16 protein-coding genes are annotated in these 17,185 nt (G+C 44.2%); 10 read left to right on the top strand and 6 right to left on the bottom strand.

The genetic code is table 11. The features are described from left to right. Nucleotides 1-413: 413 nt before the first annotated feature. On the bottom strand, nucleotides 414-1,778 hold the full coding sequence (locus ACU1JV_RS02750; RefSeq protein ID WP_058829807.1) for a glycoside-pentoside-hexuronide (GPH):cation symporter: 1,365 nt from the start codon (nucleotides 1,776-1,778) through the stop codon (nucleotides 414-416). A 280-nt stretch (nucleotides 1,779-2,058) separates the two neighbouring features. Between ACU1JV_RS02750 and ACU1JV_RS02745 the strand changes: the two genes are divergently transcribed. Continuing rightward, entirely contained in the window at nucleotides 2,059-2,898 is an 840-nt protein-coding gene (locus ACU1JV_RS02745; RefSeq protein WP_058829806.1) for an AraC family transcriptional regulator, read from the top strand. 136 nt (nucleotides 2,899-3,034) lie between these two features. Then, on the top strand, nucleotides 3,035-3,892 hold the full coding sequence (locus ACU1JV_RS02740) for a GRP family sugar transporter (protein WP_058829805.1): 858 nt from the start codon (nucleotides 3,035-3,037) through the stop codon (nucleotides 3,890-3,892). Nucleotides 3,893-4,019: 127 nt separating this feature from the next. Here ACU1JV_RS02740 and ACU1JV_RS02735 read toward each other — a convergent pair whose 3' ends face one another. Continuing rightward, nucleotides 4,020-5,324 carry a DNA polymerase IV gene (locus ACU1JV_RS02735; protein WP_165079665.1) on the bottom strand — a complete coding sequence of 435 codons (1,305 nt, stop codon included), beginning with the start codon at nucleotides 5,322-5,324 and terminating at the stop codon, nucleotides 4,020-4,022. 180 nt (nucleotides 5,325-5,504) lie between these two features. Here ACU1JV_RS02735 and ACU1JV_RS02730 point away from each other — a divergent pair, with 180 nt between their 5' ends. Then, complete coding sequence (locus ACU1JV_RS02730; RefSeq protein WP_040103419.1) at nucleotides 5,505-8,030, top strand: transglycosylase domain-containing protein; 2,526 nt, start codon at nucleotides 5,505-5,507, stop codon at nucleotides 8,028-8,030. Between the two features lie 175 nt (nucleotides 8,031-8,205). Here ACU1JV_RS02730 and ACU1JV_RS02725 read toward each other — a convergent pair whose 3' ends face one another. After that, complete coding sequence (locus tag ACU1JV_RS02725) at nucleotides 8,206-8,619, bottom strand: hypothetical protein (RefSeq protein WP_013371828.1); 414 nt, start codon at nucleotides 8,617-8,619, stop codon at nucleotides 8,206-8,208. 305 nt (nucleotides 8,620-8,924) lie between these two features. Between ACU1JV_RS02725 and ACU1JV_RS02720 the strand changes: the two genes are divergently transcribed. Together ACU1JV_RS02720 and ACU1JV_RS02715 are read left to right on the top strand one after the other, a co-directional pair. Beyond that, on the top strand, nucleotides 8,925-9,851 hold the full coding sequence (locus tag ACU1JV_RS02720; protein WP_413986595.1) for a DMT family transporter: 927 nt from the start codon (nucleotides 8,925-8,927) through the stop codon (nucleotides 9,849-9,851). 420 nt (nucleotides 9,852-10,271) lie between these two features. Continuing rightward, a complete protein-coding gene (locus tag ACU1JV_RS02715) occupies nucleotides 10,272-10,976 on the top strand; it encodes a YitT family protein (RefSeq protein ID WP_013371826.1) in 705 nt (234 codons plus the stop codon). Nucleotides 10,977-11,186: 210 nt separating this feature from the next. On the opposite strand, the gene ACU1JV_RS02710 is transcribed toward ACU1JV_RS02715, so the two are convergent. Further along, complete coding sequence (locus tag ACU1JV_RS02710) at nucleotides 11,187-11,384, bottom strand: hypothetical protein (RefSeq protein WP_013371825.1); 198 nt, start codon at nucleotides 11,382-11,384, stop codon at nucleotides 11,187-11,189. Between the two features lie 152 nt (nucleotides 11,385-11,536). Between ACU1JV_RS02710 and ACU1JV_RS02705 the strand changes: the two genes are divergently transcribed. Beyond that, the gene (locus tag ACU1JV_RS02705; protein WP_413986594.1) at nucleotides 11,537-12,340 is read left to right on the top strand and encodes a lipid II flippase Amj family protein; all 804 of its coding nucleotides are present in this window, start codon (nucleotides 11,537-11,539) and stop codon (nucleotides 12,338-12,340) included. Between the two features lie 94 nt (nucleotides 12,341-12,434). Here ACU1JV_RS02705 and msrA read toward each other — a convergent pair whose 3' ends face one another. Next, the gene (gene msrA / locus ACU1JV_RS02700; RefSeq protein ID WP_413986593.1) at nucleotides 12,435-13,406 is read right to left on the bottom strand and encodes a peptide-methionine (S)-S-oxide reductase MsrA; all 972 of its coding nucleotides are present in this window, start codon (nucleotides 13,404-13,406) and stop codon (nucleotides 12,435-12,437) included. Between the two features lie 181 nt (nucleotides 13,407-13,587). Then, on the bottom strand, nucleotides 13,588-14,205 hold the full coding sequence (locus ACU1JV_RS02695; RefSeq protein WP_040103424.1) for a TVP38/TMEM64 family protein: 618 nt from the start codon (nucleotides 14,203-14,205) through the stop codon (nucleotides 13,588-13,590). A 354-nt stretch (nucleotides 14,206-14,559) separates the two neighbouring features. Between ACU1JV_RS02695 and ACU1JV_RS02690 the strand changes: the two genes are divergently transcribed. The 4 genes from ACU1JV_RS02690 to ACU1JV_RS02675 all read left to right on the top strand — a co-directional run bounded on the left by ACU1JV_RS02690 (nucleotide 14,560) and on the right by ACU1JV_RS02675 (nucleotide 17,116). Continuing rightward, complete coding sequence (locus tag ACU1JV_RS02690; protein ID WP_040103425.1) at nucleotides 14,560-15,249, top strand: TerC family protein; 690 nt, start codon at nucleotides 14,560-14,562, stop codon at nucleotides 15,247-15,249. A gap of 162 nt (nucleotides 15,250-15,411) precedes the next feature. After that, the gene (locus tag ACU1JV_RS02685) at nucleotides 15,412-16,356 is read left to right on the top strand and encodes a Gfo/Idh/MocA family protein (protein WP_040103426.1); all 945 of its coding nucleotides are present in this window, start codon (nucleotides 15,412-15,414) and stop codon (nucleotides 16,354-16,356) included. Between the two features lie 55 nt (nucleotides 16,357-16,411). Next, complete coding sequence (locus tag ACU1JV_RS02680) at nucleotides 16,412-16,732, top strand: hypothetical protein (RefSeq protein ID WP_025674978.1); 321 nt, start codon at nucleotides 16,412-16,414, stop codon at nucleotides 16,730-16,732. A 105-nt stretch (nucleotides 16,733-16,837) separates the two neighbouring features. Next, nucleotides 16,838-17,116, top strand: coding sequence for a hypothetical protein (locus ACU1JV_RS02675; protein WP_025674979.1), 279 nt, complete (start codon nucleotides 16,838-16,840; stop codon nucleotides 17,114-17,116). Nucleotides 17,117-17,185 lie beyond the last annotated feature (69 nt).

Below are 17,185 nucleotides of genomic sequence, written 5' to 3'. Positions count from 1 at the left end.
TTCAAAGCACTTTCTATGTTTTATGTGAAGCATAGATAAAAAGGATTGCCTGATGTTTAGGCGATCCTTTTTGGCTTTATTTTAGGTTTTTGTATTTCATTCCCCGGGCAATAGGCAGTGGTCTTAGTGTGAAATTCTATTTGTAATGACCGCTAATTTTGATAGACCATTCCATGGCCTGTGCACCTAGACGTACCGTTGTTCGGTGCTGAAGGCGCTCCCTGCCCCAGGCGCCTGTCAATTGAATTCGCCGCACGGGGCGGTAGCTGCGTTCGATAAAGCGGTCAAATTGGTCTAGGTATGCAGTTCAGCTTCTGTCAGACTTGGATAAGTTCGTATGGAAGACTCCTTTAATGATGTGTTTAAGAAAAGCTTTATTCGACCCTCAACCTTACCTGAAGGACCAAATCCGGTTACTGTACGGATAGTTCACCTTGTTCCCGTCTTGCCCGAACCTCCTGGACAATTTTTCTGTTCATTGTTTCCGTTAGCTCATAATTCTTCATTGGAAATACAGAGAGAAATGTCAGAACCCCCGGAATAATCGTAAATAGTAGTGTGAGCCAAATAAGGGTTGTATTTGTTTGGACTATATTGGGCTGGTAACCCGCCAACGCTAGCGCATAACCACCCACGGCGCTGCCGATTGCGGCCGCCAATTTGGCCCGAAAAACGTTAGCTGAGAAAACCATCCCCTCTGATCTGTTTCCTGTTTTCCACTCTCCATAATCGACGCAATCTGCTAGCATTGTGGACATGACAACATAGTTCAGCCCCACGCCAAAAGAAATGATACAGCTGAGAATAAAGACAAGTACAATAGAGTTGCCGCAGAAGAAAAGAGCTATCATGGATATGGAGGTGATTAGCACCCCTGCTATGCTAGTGCCTTTTTTGCCGATCCACTTGGCAATGAACGGAACTGCGACGTTGCCTGCGATTTGAAAGCCCACGGTTAGTCCCATAAACAGTGGAATGAATGCTTCGGCACCTAGGTTGTATTTAAAATAATACAGAGTAAACGCATTACGGATGTTGGCAGTCATTTCGATAATAAAAAACGAGATGATCAACAGCCGCAAAGGTCGGTTTTCGATGAAGAAAAGGCGGAGTACTCCTTTTAACGTTTGTTTTTCATGTCGAGGCACTACGTGTTTTTCTTTTACGCCAAACACCGTAAACATCATGCAGACGAAAAACAGACCACAAAGTACAGCAACGGCTCCAGCCCATCCGTTGAAGAAATGGACGAGGGGAAGCGCTACGACATTGACCGTCCATAAGCCGGCACTTGCAACCGTACGAGGGACAGTCACGACTTTGGTTCGTTCTGCAGCATCTTTGGTTATGGCGGCGGACAGTGACCAATACGGAATGTCCAATATGGAATAGCTAATGCTCCAAGCGATATAGGTAACATAGGCATAAACCAGCTTCCCGGCGGAAGAAAGGTCCGGACTGAGGAAAAGCGCCAAGGTGGTGAGTGTTACCAAGAAAGCCCCGATGAACATGTAAGGCCTAAATTTCCCCCAACGCGTATTCGTGTTGTCGACTGCAATGCCAATAAAGATGTCAACGACCGCGTCAATCACCCGTGCCACCATCAGCAATGTTCCGACTGCAAGCGCATTCAATCCGAAGCTGTCAGTATAGAAGAACATGAGATAAACAGCGGTTAAATTGTAAATAACATTCATCCCATAACTACTCAGTGAGTAAGAGATAAGTGTTTTTAAACTGACTTTGTCGTTATTTTTTGCAGATGCAGAAGTAAGCATATTTTAACCCCTTTCAAAAATTGACGATCATAACAGCCTGTTATGATATTTTGTTATGAGAAATTGTAAGCGTTATCTTGAGATACAGAATAACAAAAGCTGTGGCAGGAGTACATGATTTTTCTAAAGTAGAAGATAGTAAAAACAAAGATTATTGCATACATTTACGGATTAAGGTTTCATTTTAGGTCTTAGGATATGCTTCTTAATTTATGCTATATTTGTTACGAGGACACCGCCCTTTGGTTAACTATAAAATTCTGAAGCATGGAGGTTAGGGATGGGTGACAATATGATTCAATTTGTAGATACACGTACCAGTTCAAAGCATAAAAATATTACAGATTTAATTCTGTATAATTGTGGCTCGGAGCCTTGTTCTCCCAACCAGGATTTCGGACCTATCGCCAGGGATTTCAATCTTATTCACTTTGTATTAAAGGGTAGAGGCAAGCTGGTATTAGATAAGGAAACATATAACATAGAGAAGGGACAGGCTTTTTTAATCCCTGCCAATAAGGCCGCTTATTATCAAGCTGATGAGTACGAGCCATGGGAGTACAGCTGGGTAGGGTTTATGGGGATCAAATCCGAAATGTACTTGCAGAATATCTCTCTTGTTCAGGATAATCCGTATGTGGTAAGTATCGGAGACATCACTTTTTTTCATTCGACTATTCTTGAAATGCTTCGTATAGGGAATAATACACTTTCTTCATCCTTGGCTATTCAGGGCTATTTGTGCCATATTCTCGCCAAGTTGGTACATGAATCAGGTGAAACGATGCCTGTGAAAGAAGAGCTTCCCTATTCAGTTCAAGCTATCAACTATATGGAGAAAAACTACAACGGTGGCATTCAAATTAGTGAGGTGGCAGAGTATCTCGGACTTCACCCAAATTACTTGACCTCTGTTTTTAAGCAGGAAATAGGTGAAACACCGAAGCAGTATTTAATGAACATTCGGATTAAAAAGGCATGCGAGCTGTTACAGGATACCAGTTACTCTATTCAAGTAATCTCCAATTCTGTCGGTTACTCGGATCAACTGACCTTTTCGCGGGCATTTAAAAATATGATGGGCATTTCCCCCAGCGCTTATCGTGAGAAAACTCTTTGATTTTACTATATATATCTTCTAAAAATACTGGTGCTTGAGGTAGGGTTGTTTTGATATCGTAAAGCTGTTGGTTTTTCCTGCATGGTATTTTAAAGGATTGCACGGAAGAACTCACTTTACGAGAGGGGAACTGCATGTGGATACACTCATTGCCTTTATTCCAGCCATAGGCTGGGGATTCATGCCAATACTGGCGCAACTGACAAAAGCCAGTCCTCGCGAGCAACTGACGGGGACGGTCATCGGTGCCGTATTGTTCGCACTGTGCCTGTATTCGTACTCACCTGTTAACTTTCAAGTCACACCATTTATTGTGAGCTTTGTCTCTGGTGTGTTTTGGTCCGTAGGACAGTTGCTTCAATTTCAAGCTTTCCAGAAAGTAAGCGTTTCAACGGCCATTCCTATTATTTGCGGGCTGCAACTCATGGGAACGACGCTTTTTGCAGCACTAATCTTGGGCGAATGGACGACCGGGTACCAAATTGGTATTGGATCAGCAGCGCTTATATTTATTTTGTCTGGCATCTTGCTGACGAGCTATCAGGGGAGATCAAGTGGTTTGTCCAAGCCCTTGCCCCTTCAAATTCTTGTCATGTTGGTTTGTTCAGGTATAGCCTTAACCTTGTATGTTATTATTAATCAAATCTTTCATGTCTCCGGTCTGTCAGTCATCTTACCGCAATCACTTGGCATGTTGTGTTCAGCGCTTTTAATGAACTGTAAGGGAGGGCAGAAGCTCCATTTGGTTCAGGTGCTGCGCAATTTGTCTACGGGTTTGTCGTGGAGCGTAGCGAATTTGGCGCTATTTATTTCGAATGGGCTTATTGGGGTCGCTGCCAGTTTTCCCATCTCTCAGGCGAGTATCGCCATCTCCTGCGTTGGCAGTATTCTGATTTTCAGGGAAAAGAAGAGCCCAGGGGAATGGCTTCGTCTATTGGCTGGCATTATGGTAATCATGGTCGGAGTGGGATTGATTAGCCTGGTCAAGCTCTGAGAATATTCAGAATTAAGAACTGTACATGCAGTACGGCTACAGATGGTTAGGGTATATGAGTCGATGATTAAATAGATTTGTGTGATCCAGAATCCTTTCAGGTTGTACAGTAAATCTATTTAATGTCTTACTTATAATGCCCCCCAATCTTCCTGGATCTTTCCAGGGCCTGGCCGACATGAGTGAGGGAGGAGGCTCTTACGATCGCCGTATTGCCGTAGCGCTCCTTAATGCTGTCGGTGGCTTTCTCTAGGGAGCGTGCCCGTTTCTCATCATCAAAAAAGGAAACCTGGTACGTTTCCGCATCCATTAGACTGCTTAGGCTAACGCCCAATCGCCTTACCGGCATGCGATCCCAAAATTTATAGAAAATTTCCTTGGCGGCTTTGTAAATTTTATTCGTGTTGTTAGTCGGATCGGGCAGCTTCATCTGGCGCGAAAACCCGGTCGGCGACTCAAACGGGCTGCACATGCAACTGACAGTAACGACATACCCCATATACCCTTTGCGCCGGCTGTCTTGACATACTTCCTCGGTGAGCTCGAGCAGAACGGTTTCCACTTCCGCAGGCTGGAGATAGTCTCGGGGAAGAGTCATCATATGACCGATGGATTTAGGAGGTGTCTCAAATGTTTCCGGCTTAACCGGGCTATGATCGATCCCGTTAGCAGTTCGCCATATCACCTCTGCCTGTATGTTGGACTGTTTGCCGAAATGAGAGCGGAATCTGTCCTGAAGCCGGGGTAAGGGAGTACGGGCGATGTCCCCAATGGTGTACAGTCCAAGCCTCTCCAAATGTCGTTCCATACGCGAACCGATACCGAACATAAGACGTACTGGTTGGGGCCACAGCAAAGTTGCAATGTCAGACGCAGGCAACAAGAAAATGCCGCTGTCATTTTTTTTAGCCCATATATCTGTTGCGGTTTTAGCCAGCATTTTATTGGGACCGATACCAATTCGAATCCATACTCCTGTTTGTGCGAGCACTTTCTGCTGAATTTCACTTGCAATGCTCATCGGATCTCCGAACAGGGAGAGACTTCCGCTCATATCTAGAAATTGTTCATCAATGCTGAAAACCTCAACCAAATCCGTATATTCATTATAAATTTCTGTTATTTTTAATGAGACATCGATATAATGCTGCATGCGCGGGCGTACAATGATAAGGTCAGGACATTTTTTTACAGCTTCTCCCAGACGTTCTGCAGTGGATATACCAAGTTTTTTTGCCAGCGGACACGCAGCTAAAATAATGCCTGAACGAAGTGCAGGGTCACCGGCCACAACGAGCGGCTTATGTTGGTAGGTGGGATCATCCGCTTTTTCGACGCTGGTGTAAAAGCTTTGACAGTCCGCTAGAAATATGGTTCTACTTCCACGCTCCTTCACAATGTTGGTCTCCTCCCCTGATATGTAATTGATCATATTCCAAAATATTCTTGAACGTATACTCTTATAGTAGTATTATATACAGAACAAGTGTTCCTAATACAAATGTATTTTTTGGAACATTACAGTTTACGGGAAACCTAGCATGGCGTATCATATTATCTTGAACAAAAACAAGTGGAAATGAATGAATATTGAGGGGAGAAAACCATTTTTATGAACCCAAAACGTCGACCATCATCTCAAAAACGCAGTAGGTGGCGCATTTTTGGCAGAGTTTTGCTGATTAATATCAAGTGGTTCTCGCTTGCGGGTGTACTTGGAGTGCTGTTTGCCGGAGGTCTTATATCCGGTTATGTGGCGGCACTGGTTCATGATGAACCTGTACGATCACGTCAATTGATATATGAAAAGGTAAATGAGAATGCTCTGACCAGCTTTGTATTTTTTAATGATCAGGTAACTCCGGTTGGAAGAATGCGCATGGAGGAGGACCGACAGCTCGTTGACCTGAAGGATGTTCCTCAGTCCATTGTGGATGCCCTCATTTCAACGGAAGACAGCCAATTTTATGAGCACCATGGTGTAGATTTAAAGGGGACGGCTCGTGCTGTCAAGCAGAAGCTTTTGAATGAAAACCGCCAAACTGGCGGCAGTACACTGACACAGCAGGTAGCCCGAAGAGTTTTCCTGAGTCTGGATAAAACGGACAGCCGAAAGGTGAAGGAAATGCTGCTGGCACTACGTATGGAGCGTTTTATGGGCAAAGACAAAATATTAACGGCTTACTTAAATAAAATGCCTTTTGGTAATGGTTCCGCTGGTTACAATTTGTATGGAATCAAGTCTGCTTCGTTAGGGATTTTCAATGTAAGCGACCTACATAAGCTTCATATTGCTCAAGCGGCTTATTTGGCAGGTCTTCCACAGCTGCCATCTGTTTATTCCGCTTTTGATGGTAAAGGGAATTTTGATGAAGAAGGTTTCAATAAAGCGATGGAGCGCCAACGCGTTGTGTTGGGAAGAATGCTGGCAACAGGCAAACTCACGCTGTCCGAATATAACGAGGCGCTTCAATTTGATGTGAGAGCGACTCTTGCACCACATCGCGAAAAAAGCTATAACACATTCCCTTATTTGATGCTGGAAACAGAGCGGGAGGCCGCACAGTTGTTAGCACTCCAGCAAAATCCGAATCTCACAGCAGCCGAGATTTCTAAGCCTGAGCATGCTGAACTTCTTCAAAATACGCGAGAAGAGTTGCAACGATCCGGCTATCGAATTTATACAACGATAAATAAAAAAATTTATAGCAATATGCGGCAGATTGCAGCCAATCCACAAAATTTTTCTCCATACAGTAAGAAGAAGGGGCTAGAACAGATTGCAGCAATCATGATTGATCATAAGACAGGGGCTATCCTCGGTATGATCGAGGGCCGGGATTTTAATACCGAGCAAATGAACTATGCAACTCAAATGACACGTCAGCCCGGTTCTGCCATGAAGCCTATTGCTGCTTACTTACCTGCTTTGGAGAAGGGCTACACTCAGCCCGCCGGTCTTATTGATGATTCACAAATCATATTGAAAGACGGACGTAAGGGTTATCATATTCCTAAAAATTATAACAGAAGGTATGAGGGGCTTATGACAGCCCGTGAAGCACTCAATCGGTCAATCAACATCCCTGCACTGAGGCTGTTTTTATATGAAGTTAAAATTCCAAACGCTTGGAATTTTGTGCGTTCTCTTGGAATTACAACGATTCAACCACAGGATGAACATGCTCAAACAGGAGTGCTAGGTGGACTTAGTAAGGGGGTATCCGTCGAAGAACTGACCGCAGCATATGGGACAATTCCCAATATGGGCGTGTATAATGCCCCTCACTTGATCAGTAAAATTACAGATGCCAACGGTAAGATTGTATATGAATTTAAACCACAGACAAAGCGTGTATATTCGCAGCAAACCGCATTTTTGATGACGGATATGCTCAGAACCGTTATATCAGACCCGAGAGGAACTGGCAAACGTCTGCAAAAAGCTTTTAAAAGCTACGGTACCATTGATATCGCGGGTAAAACGGGTACGACACAGAACTTTGGTGATGTGTGGTTTATGGGATACACACCTGACGTTACGCTAGGCGTCTGGGCTGGTTATCGCCAACAGGTTAATACATTATCTCAAGAAGGTCACACCAGAGCACAGTCGGTGTGGGCACTGATCATGAATGAGGCGGTCAAGGACCAGCCTGAGCTTTTTAAGAATAAGCATTTTATACAGCCGGAAGGCGTTGTGAAAGTTACGGTATCTAGTCTTACAGGTAAACTGCCAGGGCGTTATTCCCGCCAATCGGGTCACCTCGTGACGGACTGGTTTAACCAAAAGTATGTGCCGACCGAAGTCGGAAGAGAACAGCTTCCACGTTCTGCTAGACCAGTAGTTCCGTCCAAACCAGAGGTCAAGAAAGAAGATGTCCCTGAGGTTAAGGTGCCTGCAACAGATCAAGAGGAGGTTCCACCAGAGGAAACAGCTCCTGCTGTTCCTGACACAGATGCAGAGATCGAACCGCTTGATGAGAATAACGATGTGCCATCAACAGATACATCGCAACCTTCTATTGAAAACGAACCGGAGACACCTTCTGAATCAGAGAACCAGAGTGGTGCTCCAAAAACTCAGCCTGACGAGGTTATCTATCCTGAGCCAACGGCTGATCAATCCAACAACTAAGCAACACGGCGATCAGTCTGTTGTAATTATGAGTAGAGCCAGCATTTTATGCGGCTCTGCTCTTTTTTTTCATATTTTAGATTTCTCCTTTTTGAAAATACGAGCCAAATTATTTGCTATGTAACCAATGGGCTTTAAAATCTTCTCTTTGTTTAGGCAAGTAGGCAAGGCGAGATTATAAGGGGGCATAGTCTTGGGTCAGATCAATTCCCAGGTAGTATCCGAGTTTACGCCGAACCTCACTGCGGGCAAAGGATGAAAGCATGAAAAATCGCCTTTGGTAACCGCGGCATACATACAAAACCTCTACGCCTTCATGATTTCGGATTTCGCTGTATATTTTCACTCCCTGTCTTTTCATTCGCGCTTTTGTTTCTGCTAATTGAACAGTTATGCGCTGTTGTACTTCAGTCAGGCTACGAATATACAAATCGGGCATTTTTAGAGGAGAGATATTCATAATACGAATGTCTCGTTCCAACACATCTAGCACAAGAGTTAGAAGTACACACATCTTGATCAGTCCTGCGTCTTCTTCAGAAGGCAAAGGAGCTTTATGCTTGTTATCAAGTACCTTTTTGTTTGTCATAAATATCTCCTTTACTTGGAGTAAAATTACAATATATAATAAGTATATAGAACACACGTTCTGTATATACCTCATCATAGAGATTTTTCTATTGCCAAAGCAATCATCAATTATTGGAAAAGGGGCAGGGAGCCCTACTTCCATGTGCCATTGCCTAAAGGTTCTTTCGTATATGACCGATGACAGTCAAACAGAGTTTGTGTTAAGCTGATGGATAAAAAACCTTACATAGAAGGGGATAGTGTTCTGCTAGCGGTCATTTTTTACTATTTAACTTAAGAAAGTAGAGAAAGAAGGTTTACATATTGTCACGTTCGTTATATGTAGCTTTATTATTGTTGAGCCTTATTTGGGGCGGTTCCTTTATGTTTATTAAGGTGTTGTTGCTACATCAAGTAGGATCGTGGACCATTGTATTTCTGCGCTCCAGCTTTGGTCTTATTTTTATCGTCTTATTAATGCTTCTTATGCGCAAGCCGTTTAAAATCAAAAGCATTCCGTGGAAATCGGTTATTCTGGTAGCATGTGTCAACATGGTTTTACCATGGACATTGATTGGTTTTAGTGAGACCAGAATAGCTAGCAGCATGGCTTCTGTATTGAATGCGACCACGCCAATATGGACTATGTTGGTGGGCCTTGTCTTCTTCGGAGCTATATTTCATCGCCTGCAGTGGTTAGGAATGGGGCTCGCTTTTATAGGAATTATTATTTTATTGGGTATTAACCCTGCCTCTATTATTTCTGTTGATCCTGTAGGTTTTGGATGTATGCTGCTTGCGACTCTCTGCTACGGATTTGGAACACAGCTCTCCAAACGTTTTCTCTCCAATCTTTCCATGTATCAGGCTACCTTTGCGACACTGTTTGGTGCGGCAACAGGGGGTGGTATTATGATGGCAATTGTAGAGAGACCAGATTTGTCGATCGTTTCTGTTCCAGGAGTATTGGGTTCCCTCATAGGGCTAGGAGTTTTGGGATCAGGGGTAGCATATATCTTGTTCAACTATATGATTTTGCGCGGGAGTGCGGAATTCGCTTCTTCGGTAACGTATTTTGTACCCGTGAGCGCCATCGTATGGGGCTTTTTACTTCTGAATGAGCATATCGGCTGGAACGTGCTGACCGGGCTGCTTCTTATACTCGGGGGCGTATTTATGGCCAATCAGCGCAGAACAGCCAAACTAAGGGTAATAGCTCCAAGTGAAAATAAAACACACTCAGGTCATTAAGTGTGTATTCGCCAAACCTTTGGTATAATGCGTCAACTCGCACATACAATAAAGCATGCTCACACATAAAATAAAATATGGTGCAGCAAAAAAGCAAGCTGTTTAGCAGGTGACAAGGTGTGGTATAATAAATTATAGAATTATATGCACCACAGAAATGTCGGAGTTTTATTCCACAAAAGAAAGGATCAGGATACCATGTGTCCCCGAAGGATACTTCCCCAAAGGACGATTTGGAAACGATTTGATCTGTCTTATACTTAGCTTTTCCGCGGAGTAACGTCAAGTTGCGAAAGCCAACTCTGCGGAAGAGGGGATTGTACATGCGAAGGACCAAGTCCTCCAGGCACATCTTACCAGGTTGCTTCCGTAAGAGTGGGTTCATCCACATCAAACTTACGAGAAACCGAGGGAGCCTGTATGAGGAAAACTTACGAATCTATCGTGAACAATGGAGCACTGAGACAGATTGCTGTCATGTTGCTCGGAACATGCATTTTAGCTTTTACGTACTATCACATTAATGCCCAGAATCATTTATCAGAGGGCGGATTTGCAGGCTTAGCTTTGCTGGGTCATTATGCGTTTGGCATATCTCCAGCATGGAGTATGCTGATGCTTGATGTTCCCGTCATATTGCTAGCATGGGTACTGAAGGGCAAAAGATTTATGATGCTAGCATTAATCGGAGCCGTCGCCTTTTCACTGTTTTATGCAGGATTTGAGAAATATTCGACTCTGGTTATAGACCTGCATGGAAATCTGCTAATAGCAGCTCTACTTTGTGGGGTGCTCACAGGTTTAGGAGCCGGAATCGTACTGCGATTCGGTGGAGCAACCGGGGGCGATGATATTTTGTCTCTGCTAATCAGCGAGTGGCGCGGATGGAAAATCGGCAACGTGTTTATCGTCAGTGACATCATCGTACTGGGATTATCGCTGTTGTATCTGCCTGTGAAGGAAACAATGTTTACAATACTGGCTGTGTGGCTTGCCGGAAAAATAATTACATGGACGACCACGTTCCAATTGCACCGACCTGTGAAAAAGGTACTGCCAGCGGCTATTCCCGCTAAAAAGGTAGTTGCCAAAACAGTGCCGGTCGTCCACAGCCTTCGTCAATAAGGAAAGGGTGTTACGTCAGGAGAGAAATCTTCTTACGTAACACCCTTTCGCTGTATTTAGCTTCATCAGAAAGGCTTTAAAGTAGAATGGATACGCCCGTTCTGTTCATGAATATTTGCAGAAATCTATTGCTATTCTATAAATCTTTGAGCTTCGTCCACCGATTCATTTTTGTATTTAAAGGTTGAAATGGGCTGTTCGTCTCTCACTTCATTGATTGCTCGGCGATTCTCGTGCGGCTGGATGATTATCGTTCCATTCCTCAGCTTGTGCAGTGGCAATCGCAATTGCACGCCCTTCTTCATAGCCTTCGCGGAGTAGAGCGTTAGCGATATCAACGGCTTTTTCTCGCACACGGGGTTCTAGATTTTTCATGGATGGCGGGTAATCATGTTTGTTCCAAGGCATGGTTGCACACTCCTTTTTAGCAGGTGATGTATTATGTATTACCCGTTGTCGGCTTAGACTAACAAAAATTAGAGTAATGAATATATTGTAAAATTTATCTTAAGAAAAAGCGTATAATGGTGAGCAGAATACCAGAAAAAGGAGTGAAACATTTGCTTGCCTGGGGTTTCGTTTTTTTACTAACCATCATCATTCATACTATTGATAGCTTGTCCTATGCTCTTCGGCTTGGTGGTTTGCGAGCACGTCGGATTGGATTGGCATTAACCGTGGCCGGAATGCTGCTGTTGGTTTCACGTACCTCCAATATGGCACAGGGACCTTTACTTGGAGGGATGGTCGATCAGGCTAAAGAGGCAGCACAATTGGGCGGAACGGATATGAGACTGGAACTGTATATGCACGGGGTACTGCTGGCCGCCACCGTTGGAACTATGCTTGCTATATTACTGTATCCAACAGTGGTGCGCATGTCAGCCAGATGGATTGTACATTTGGAGAATACTGGATCTATTCCGGCTTTAATACGTCATTTAATGAGGCGAAATCGCTGGAAGCATGCAGGCTACTACATAAAGCGCCCTAGCTGGTCCATGTTTACCTCCCTAATCAGTGGAGTGATCCCCAAGCGTCTAATTATTTTAAATATTGCCGTTACCGCAATTTATACAACCGGAGTGGTATCTGCCTTGTATGCGTCATTCCTATGGCCCGCTCAAGGTACGGCAATGTCAATGTCGTCAGGCTTAATCAATGGTGTCGCGACGGTATTGTTGACCTTGTTAATTGATCCAAGATTGGCGGTGTTGTCAGAAAAAACGCTACGAGGGGAGCTGCCCCTAATCCGAATGAACAGCGTGTACGGATGGATGATCATCTCGCGTTTGGCAGGAACTTTATTAGCTCAGCTATTGCTGGTACCGCTAGCCATTTGGCTTGGGTGGGTGATGAGCTAAATCAGTAGATGCGCTACCATATCAAAAAAAAGGCTGACCCGTGATCATCGAATACAGATAGATTCCGGGTCAGCCTCGTTATTTTTACGGCTACTTACTTTTCAAATAATGACTTATAGGCTCCATATCCTTCACGCTCCAAGTCTTCCTGAGGCACAAAGCGGAGCGCGGCAGAATTGATGCAATAACGCAAACCCTCTGGACCTGGACCATCATCGAATACGTGCCCTAAATGGGAATCTGCTTCGCGACTTCGGACCTCGGTACGAATCATGAAATGGCTGAGATCGGTCTTTTCTTTGACATTGTAACTGCGCAACGGACGGGTAAAGCTAGGCCAGCCGCAACCCGCATCATATTTGTCCAGTGAACTAAACAAAGGTTCTCCTGATACGATATCCACGTAAATGCCTTCAGCTTCATGATCCCAAAACTCATTTTGAAATGGGCGCTCGGTTGCGTTTTTTTGTGTTACTTCGTATTGAATAGGCGTCAGCCGATCTTTAAGATCGGATTTATCAATATTGGCAGACCAATTTTGCTCAATAAAATCTTCACGTCCTGAGCCTTTGCGATAGCGTTTGTAGTGAGCGGGGTTCTTCTTATGATAGTCCTGATGATATTCTTCTGCTTCATAAAAAGTTGCCGCAGGCAGGATAGATGTAGCAATGGGCTTGTCAAAACGGCCACTTTGAGCGAGAGCTTCTTTGGAAGCCTCTGCCTTGATGCGTTGTTCATCATTATGATAGAAAATAGCCGTTTGGTAGGATGAACCTCTATCGTGGAACTGTCCACCTTCATCCGTTGGATCAATCTGTTGCCAAAATAGCTCCAACAGTTTTTCATATGGGAACACTTGAGGGTCGAATGTAATTTGTACGGCTTCCACATGTCCCGTTGTTTCAGAGCATACCTCTTCATAGGTAGGATTTTCGGTATGTCCCCCTGTATATCCAGATCTAACCTTCAAAATACCGGGCATTTCCTCAAAAGGGGAGACCATGCACCAGAAGCAGCCACCCGCAAAAGTTGCCTTTTCTACCGTATTTGGATTGTTGGTGCTCATATTTTATCACTCCAATCTGAGAATGTTTAATTAGTTGTTATTTAAATAGCTTACAATTAAATTATATACGGGATTTTTGCAAAATCCAACGAAACATCAGAAAGTACTCAGTTGCGTAGCTGTAGTGTGTCCCAAAAACTGCAATGAAACATTCTACAGAAGCGGCACAAACTCATTGGTGTTATGTTTTGTTGACGCGCCTAACTCTTTTTCTGTAAAGTACAAACCCTCCACCTACCAGTGCAGTATATAGCAGCAAAATAAGCAAACCCGTGATTGGATGTTCCGCAAAGGTACCGCCTGCATAAGCATACACTGCAATCGCGGGAAGCTTGCCGATCGCTGTGCCTAGCATAAAGCTCCAAAACGGAAACCCTGCTACTCCGGCATATACATTTACAGCTGCCTGAGGAATGATTGGAATCAAACGAGCCAGTAGCACAGCAGTAAAAGGCTCTTTCTCCATGACCTGATTGAAGCGCTCCAGTGCGGGAACACGCTCCAAATATGTACGTCCTTTGTCACGGAACAGGGTACGTACAGCACTGTAAACGACCAACGCAGCCAAAGTAGTGCCAAGCCAGCAAATCAAAGCACCTTGCCAGGCGCCTGCTGCATAAGCAATGGAAGCGATAATCAGCTTGTAAGGGATAAACGGAATTAATGCGAATAAAAATGCGAGCAGTAGCAGAACCGGAAAGGAGGTTTGCTTGTTTGCCCAGGCGAGCCAATCATATCTGTAGATAAACGCGATGCAGAGCAGCGAAACATAAGCCGCGGGGAGCAACCATTTTTTCATTTATATACCTCTTTCAATATCCCTGTTCGGCTTATTGCTTATACAGAAAAAAATGGGGTTCACATTCCCAAAAATGTATGCTATACTGCCACTAACAGAATAGTTCCCAAAGGGGAGTAGCTCAGCGAGTAAAGTCGTCATTACGGGATTCTTAATCCCCGGCTTTATTGGCAACGTAATGTTGTAAGCGAGACCTTTGCCAGGATTTTAGGAATCCGGGTAAATGGTCTTTTTTTGATGCCAAAATTGGGTCAAGCGCCATTTCCGGATTCCGCGAAATGGCGCTTTTTTTTTAGTATAAAGCGCTGAACTATGTACAGTATAACAAATAAACAAAGAAGGTGGGAGAAACGTATGGATTTTTTGTCAATTGAGTTTTTAACCGCATTATTGTCCATTATTATCATTGATCTGGTGCTAGCTGGTGACAATGCGATCGTAATTGGCTTGGCGGCGCGGAATGTTGATAAGGCCAATCAAAAGAAGGTCATTATCTGGGGAACGGTCGGAGCAGTCGTCATTCGTGTGATTGCTACAGTACTGGTCACATACTTACTGCAAATATATGGATTGCGTTTGGTTGGGGGTCTGGCCCTTATCTATATCGCCTATAAGTTGTTGGTCGAAGAGAAAAAACATGAAATTTCAGCTACAAATCAGATGTGGGCAGCGATTCGCACCATTATTATTGCGGATACAATGATGGGACTCGATAATGTGCTTGCTGTTGCGGGAGCCGCTCATGGAAATATGCTACTTGTTATTCTCGGTCTGGCAATCTCCGTTCCGATCATGGTGTGGGGAAGTACGATTATTCTGAAACTGACAGAACGTTACCCAGTAGTGATCACGATTGGAGCCGCAGTATTAGCGTATACCGCTGCTAAAATGGTGGTGGCCGAGCCATTAATTGCACACTGGTTCGCAAATGGAGTCGTTAAATACGGTTTTGAAGCCTTGATTGTAGTTCTGGTTGTAGCCATCGGGATGCGTGTTAAAAAAGTAAAAAGTGAGAAAACAAAAAAAGAAGCGTTGCACGCATAAGCTAACTTATATTGAAGTAATCTGGCTGAAGCTGGATACTCAAGTCTTAGAGGCTGTTCCTCAGATCCATCTGGATCAGGGGCAGTCTCTTTTCTTTGCTTGTCAGCGGACTTCCATGTAAACTAGACAACAGATGAAATGAGTGATTAGAGGTGGAACGATATGGACAAGCAAATCAAGACAAGAGTAGCTATTGCAGGATTAGGTGGAATCGCTCGTAAAGTGTATCTGCCGTTACTGGCTGCACACCAAGGCGTAGACATTGTAGGAGTGATGAACCGTTCACAGGAGCCGGTCAGTTCTACTATGGAGCAGTATAGACTACCAAGAGGAACGACGGACGTGAAGGAAATGCTGGCATGGGAGCCGGAAGCTGTATTTATACATGCGGCCACCGAAGCTCATTTTGACCTAGTTATGGCGTGTATTGAAAAAGGGATAGCGGTGTACGTAGATAAACCATTGTCCTATGATGTTCGTCAGAATTTGGAAATGACTGCTTTCGCGGAAGCACAGGCTGTACTGCTGGCGGTAGGTTTTAATCGACGTTTTGCTCCGCACTATGTGGCTGCAAAAGCTTGGCTAGAGGAAGTGGGCGGTTTCAGTCAATGTGCGGCGATTAAACACCGAACTGGATATGATCGTAGACCGGCGACACAGACGGTTTATGATGATTTAATTCATATGCTTGATTTGCTACTGTGGCTGGGTGGCGATAATTATGAGCTACTACATAGTAGTCTGGATACAACAAGTGAAGGGTATATGGACGCTGCGTTCGGGACTTTGCGTTTGGGGAATGCTGCCGGTACATACAGTATGAGCAGACAGGCAGGAGCTGACATAGAGAAGCTGGAGCTTCACGGGGCAGGACGGTCTGTTGAAGTCACGAATATGGAACAGGCTGTTTTCATGCAAAAAAATCATTTATCACGAACGCAAACTTTTGGAAGCTGGGAGACAATATTGGAAAGACGGGGATTCACCGGGGTGGTGAATCATTTTCTGGAGCATATTCATCGTCCGGAGGAGTGTGCTATACAAGCTGGAAAAGTGTTGGAAAGCCATATGCTAGCGGAAGAACTGATTAGTGGTTTGAGTGATTAATATCGAACCATGATGATCCAGACATCAAGAATTAGGTTGAAGGAGAAATGTATCAATGGAAGAAGACAACCGCGGTAAACAGGTAGAAGAAGCCATCATTGAAAATTATAAGCAAGAAGAAGATATGATGATCCTTGTGTTTGCTCAATGGTGCATCAATAACGACTTGGAACCAGAGGAATTATATCGTACAGCGTATCCGCAGCAGGATAGCAACGAGCGTCTGCTGCGAATACGCAAGCTGACTGTATCGCGCGAAGAAGCAGGTGATATTCCGCTGGATACGGTATTAGGGGTGCTGTCCATGTTCGGAAATGAGGACTTGGCGATGGTCGTATCCGAGGCGGCCGCCCAGCTCCCGTCGGAACGGAAATAAGTCCACCTATAATAAAGCATCTGGCAAAGTCATTCGTGGCATCGTGGAAATAAACTGTTTTTACTGAGGATATTGTTGATCGGGGAGGTGGAGGGTAAGCTGACGATGGAAGATATACCTGTGCCAAGTACTTGTAAAGGCTGTGAAAGAGATATCGCTTTATCGGAAGAGCAAATTACCAGAATTCTTAACAATATGAGACCCAAAATGGATTGTGTAAACGATGAAGTATACAAAGCCAGACTGTTGGCCTGTGCACAATGCAATGAGTTAATGTCCGGTCACACATGTGGCATTAGTGGAAGTATTGTTCGTATACGTGCCTTGGCAGTAACTCAAAATTGTCCCAGCTACCATGGTTCACGTTGGCAAGGATCAGCTTGAAAAATGCAAAGCCCAGACTCAATTAAATCTGAGATTACAGGCTAAAGTAGTCATCCCCTGGTCTGCCTT

It is taken from the genome of Paenibacillus sp. T2-29 (genome assembly GCF_052921365.1).
The sequence above is the reverse complement of the archived record's forward strand: the minus strand, read 5'-3'. Positions and strand labels throughout refer to the sequence as shown.